At 35.4% G+C, this 3,564-nt stretch carries 6 protein-coding genes; 2 read left to right on the top strand and 4 right to left on the bottom strand.

Annotated features, from left to right (window positions below; translation table 11 throughout):
• Both VIL26_04665 and VIL26_04660 read left to right on the top strand, forming a co-directional pair.
• On the top strand, positions 1–717 hold a 717-nt coding region (locus tag VIL26_04665; GenBank protein ID HEY8390228.1), incomplete at its 5' end, for a potassium transporter TrkG.
• Between the two features lie 16 nt (positions 718–733).
• Positions 734–1,417: a TrkA family potassium uptake protein gene (locus VIL26_04660; GenBank protein HEY8390227.1), complete on the top strand. Its 684-nt coding sequence runs from the start codon at positions 734–736 to the stop codon at positions 1,415–1,417.
• Here VIL26_04660 and VIL26_04655 read toward each other — a convergent pair.
• The 4 genes from VIL26_04655 to VIL26_04640 all read right to left on the bottom strand — a co-directional run.
• Positions 1,414–1,932, bottom strand: coding sequence for a shikimate kinase (locus VIL26_04655; protein ID HEY8390226.1), 519 nt, complete (start codon positions 1,930–1,932; stop codon positions 1,414–1,416). The genes VIL26_04660 and VIL26_04655 overlap by 4 nt on opposite strands.
• Complete coding sequence (locus tag VIL26_04650; GenBank protein ID HEY8390225.1) at positions 1,929–2,714, bottom strand: Nif3-like dinuclear metal center hexameric protein; 786 nt, start codon at positions 2,712–2,714, stop codon at positions 1,929–1,931. The genes VIL26_04655 and VIL26_04650 overlap by 4 nt, the downstream gene beginning before the upstream one ends.
• Positions 2,705–3,142, bottom strand: coding sequence for a type II 3-dehydroquinate dehydratase (locus tag VIL26_04645; protein HEY8390224.1), 438 nt, complete (start codon positions 3,140–3,142; stop codon positions 2,705–2,707). The genes VIL26_04650 and VIL26_04645 overlap by 10 nt, the downstream gene beginning before the upstream one ends.
• Positions 3,139–3,564, bottom strand: a 426-nt coding sequence (locus VIL26_04640; protein HEY8390223.1) for a hypothetical protein, incomplete at its 5' end; no start/stop codon positions are given. The genes VIL26_04640 and VIL26_04645, both read right to left, overlap by 4 nt.

Genomic DNA, 3,564 nt, shown 5'->3' with positions numbered 1-3,564 from the left:
AAAAACCGCAAGTTATCGCTTCATTCGAAAATCGTACTGATAGCGACTGCCGTTTTATTATGTTCCGGCACTGTATTTTATTTGGTTGCAGAATGGAATAACACTTTGGCTGATATGAATTTTGGATATAAACTCCTTAATGCGTTTTTTATGGCGGTTACGCCGAGAACGGCTGGCTATTGTAGCGTTGATTTGACAAAAATGACGCTTGCATCAAGGTTTTTTACAATATTGCTGATGTTTATAGGCGCTTCGCCCGCTTCAACAGGCGGCGGAATAAAAACCACTACCGCAGTTATTTTATTATTCGCAATCTTTTCAGGCGTTAACAATCAAAACAAAATTATCCTAAACAAACGATATATAAACTCGCGTATAATTTTGCGTGCAGTCGCTCTAAGCGTGTTTTTTGTCTTGTTAATTTGTTTGAGCACTATAATCCTTATGCTTACAGAAAGCAATAATATGGCTTTACAAGCCGCCGGTTCTTACAACCTGGAAACTCTTTTTTTTGAAACAGTGTCCGCTCTATCTACTGTGGGGCTTACTTTAAACGCCACTCCGCTATTAAGCGTTGGTGGTAAAATAATTATAATGATTACCATGTTTATGGGACGGGTAGGACCGCTGACGATAGGACTTATATTCCTAAAAAAGATAAGAAATACTGCAGAAGAAAAAATCAGATACCCTGAAGCAATGATAATGATAGGATAAAATAAAGGAAATAAATATGAAAAATGGAATGTCTCAATTTTTGATAATTGGATTAGGAAGTTTTGGCGTAACGCTATGCAAGCACCTTTTTCAAAAAGGCTGCGATGTTTTGGCAATTGACCAAAACCAAGATCTAATAAACAGCGTAGCTGATTTTACTACTCAGGCGATTTGCGCAGATGCAAGCGACGAAACTGTATTAAAATCAATTAATATCAGTGATTTTGATGCCTGCATAATCTGCATAGGAAATATTGAAGCAAGCATAATAGTAACTTTATTGTGCAAACAATACGATGCAAAATATATTATTTCTAAGGCAAATAATCATTTGCACAAAGAGGTTTTGAAAAAAGTCGGCGCAGATATTGTAATTTTCCCCGAAGAATACATGGGCGAAAAGGTTTCTGAAATGCTAACAAGCCCTAATGTCTTAAAAATTGCCAAATTAACTCCTGATTTTAGCATAATAGAGATAAAAACCCCTAAATTATGGGTGGGCAAATCTTTGATAGAATTGGATTTAAGAAAACGTCAAAATGTCACAGTACTAATAATTAAGCGCGGCGACAAAGTGATAGCCACGCCCGAAGGTACGACTGTTTTTGAAGCAAATGATGATATAGTGCTTTGCGGAGAAGAAATGTATATACAAAAACTAAGAAAATACGCAACAGCAGAAATTAATTATAATTTCTAATCTGTTTTGATTGTTTTTATATAATCCAAAATTGCATAAGCTGTCTGTCTGCCTGACATATAATCGTTATGTATTATGACATCGGCAGCTTTTTTATATAAAGGATCGCGTTCGGCTAAGATTTCTTCTATTTTCTTTAAAGGATTAGGAGATTTCAACAGCGGACGCGTTTTTGAATTTTTTATTCTTGAATATATCTGATTAGGAGATGCCGAAAGACAAATAATTATTCCATTTTTTTTGAACGCTAGTATGTTGTCATAATTCTTGACAACGCCGCCGCCTGTTGAAATAACAGTGTCTGTTTCATCGCCTAATTCAAGGCAAAGCATATGTTCTTGTTCTCTAAAAGACTGTTCGCCGTATTTTTCAAAATATCGGTTAATACTCATATTAAAGCGTGATGCGAGTATCTTGTCTGTATCCAAAAACTTCTTTTTTAATTCTTTGGCAACTATCTTTCCTGCTGTGGTTTTATAGGTGCCCATCATTCCTATCAAAACAATATTTTTCATAATCTGCTCATCGGATTTTGTTCTGTCGTCGACAAAATAAATTCAACACCATCAAATTTTTGATTTAATAATTCTTTTAGACGTTTTAAAATTATTCTTTCCATATAATAATGGCTGCAATATATAACAGGAAAATCTTTTTCGTAAGCTTCCAGCATAGAATGATGATTAAAATCAGCAGAAATATAACAGTCAATGCCCCGCGAGATTGCGGCGTCTATATAATCTGTCTTGCCGGCGCCGCCCGAAATAAAAGCAATTTTTTTGATTTGATTTTGAGCATTACCTGAATATCTTATCATATCATCATTAAAAACTTCTTGAACTTTTCTAGCAAGCTGTTTTAAAGTCATAGGCTCTTTTAGTTCACCCATTCTTCCGCCCTGCCATGTGGAATCTAGTAGATCAAACCGTTTTACATTATTAAGTTCAAGCAATTCAGCTATATAAGCATTAATTCCTTGATCGCTTGCGTCTAGATTGGTATGTGCACTAAAAACACTTATGCCGCTTTTTATTACTTCCAATATCTTTTTGCCCAAAAATGTTTCATTGGTAATACTGCTTATTGGTCTAAAAATAAAAGGATGATGACTTATTATAAGCTGTGCGCCCAAATTCTTGGCTTCTTGTATTACATCTATTGTAACATCAAGACAAAGCAATGCTATTGTGACTTCGTCTTGCGAGTTCCCCACAATCAGTCCGATATTGTCCCAATCTTCTTTTTGTTCGGGCGGAGCAATGATGTTAAGATATTGTATAATATCTTTTATTTGCATTTTTGCTGACCTCTTTCATAAGCAGCTAAAACTGCTTCTATATAGCTGTTAACGCCTTTGCCATAAAATATCTTTTCACATGCCGGCGTCAAGACCGAAATATGTCTAAATACTTCTTCTCTTTTATATATATCCGACATATGCACTTCGTATTTTGGAATATTTACACATTTTAACGCATCATAAATAGCATAACTATAATGCGAATATGCTCCCGCATTGATTATTATGGCGTCGGCATCTGTGTTATGTATTTTATCGATTATTGCACCTTCATAGTTGGATTGAAAAAACTCCAAAATTACATCAGCAGGCGCTGCTTCTTTTATTTCCTGATTGATGTCATCTAGCGTCTTGTATCCATATATTTGCGGTTCTCTTTTGCCCAGCATATTAAGATTAGGTCCGTTGATAACAATGATTTTCATATCTTAGCCTCTATGTTTTTAAGAGTTTGAATGATTTGTGCTTTTGACAATTCCACACCATTCCATATTTTTTGGGCATCCAACGCCTGAAAAAACAGCATTGCAAGTCCGTTAACTGCTTTTATCCCATTTTCTTTCGCCCAAGACATTATTGGCGTACAAGCGGGATTATATATAGTGTCATATACTGTTTGAAGTCTGTCAGTTTTTACACCATTAGGCAAACTCATTTCGTTATTAAGTCCTAGTGTCGTGGCATTAATTATAACAGTAGGTTGCAGGTTATTTAGGTCAGCATCATGCGTGTTTTTTAGACCTAACTCATCTATGATAGCTTGTGCTTTAGTTATAGTGCGATTATAGATATATACATTAGTAAGTTTGTCGAGTTCATAAGCAAGCGTTCTTGCAGCACCGCCTGC

This window comes from Clostridia bacterium (assembly GCA_036562685.1).
In the GTDB taxonomy this organism is placed as follows: Bacteria; Bacillota; Clostridia; order Christensenellales; family DUVY01; genus DUVY01.
This window is presented reverse-complemented; position numbering and strand designations above follow the sequence as displayed.

What these genes read in the sequence shown, in the direction of transcription:
- VIL26_04655 (HEY8390226.1), bottom strand. Translation starts at nt 1,932, where the DNA reads ATGAAAAATATTGTTTTGATAGGAATGATGGGCACCTATAAAACCACA.
- VIL26_04645 (HEY8390224.1), bottom strand. Translation starts at nt 3,142, where the DNA reads ATGAAAATCATTGTTATCAACGGACCTAATCTTAATATGCTGGGCAAA.
- VIL26_04660 (HEY8390227.1), top strand. Translation starts at nt 734, where the DNA reads ATGAAAAATGGAATGTCTCAATTTTTGATAATTGGATTAGGAAGTTTT.
- VIL26_04650 (HEY8390225.1), bottom strand. Translation starts at nt 2,714, where the DNA reads ATGCAAATAAAAGATATTATACAATATCTTAACATCATTGCTCCGCCC.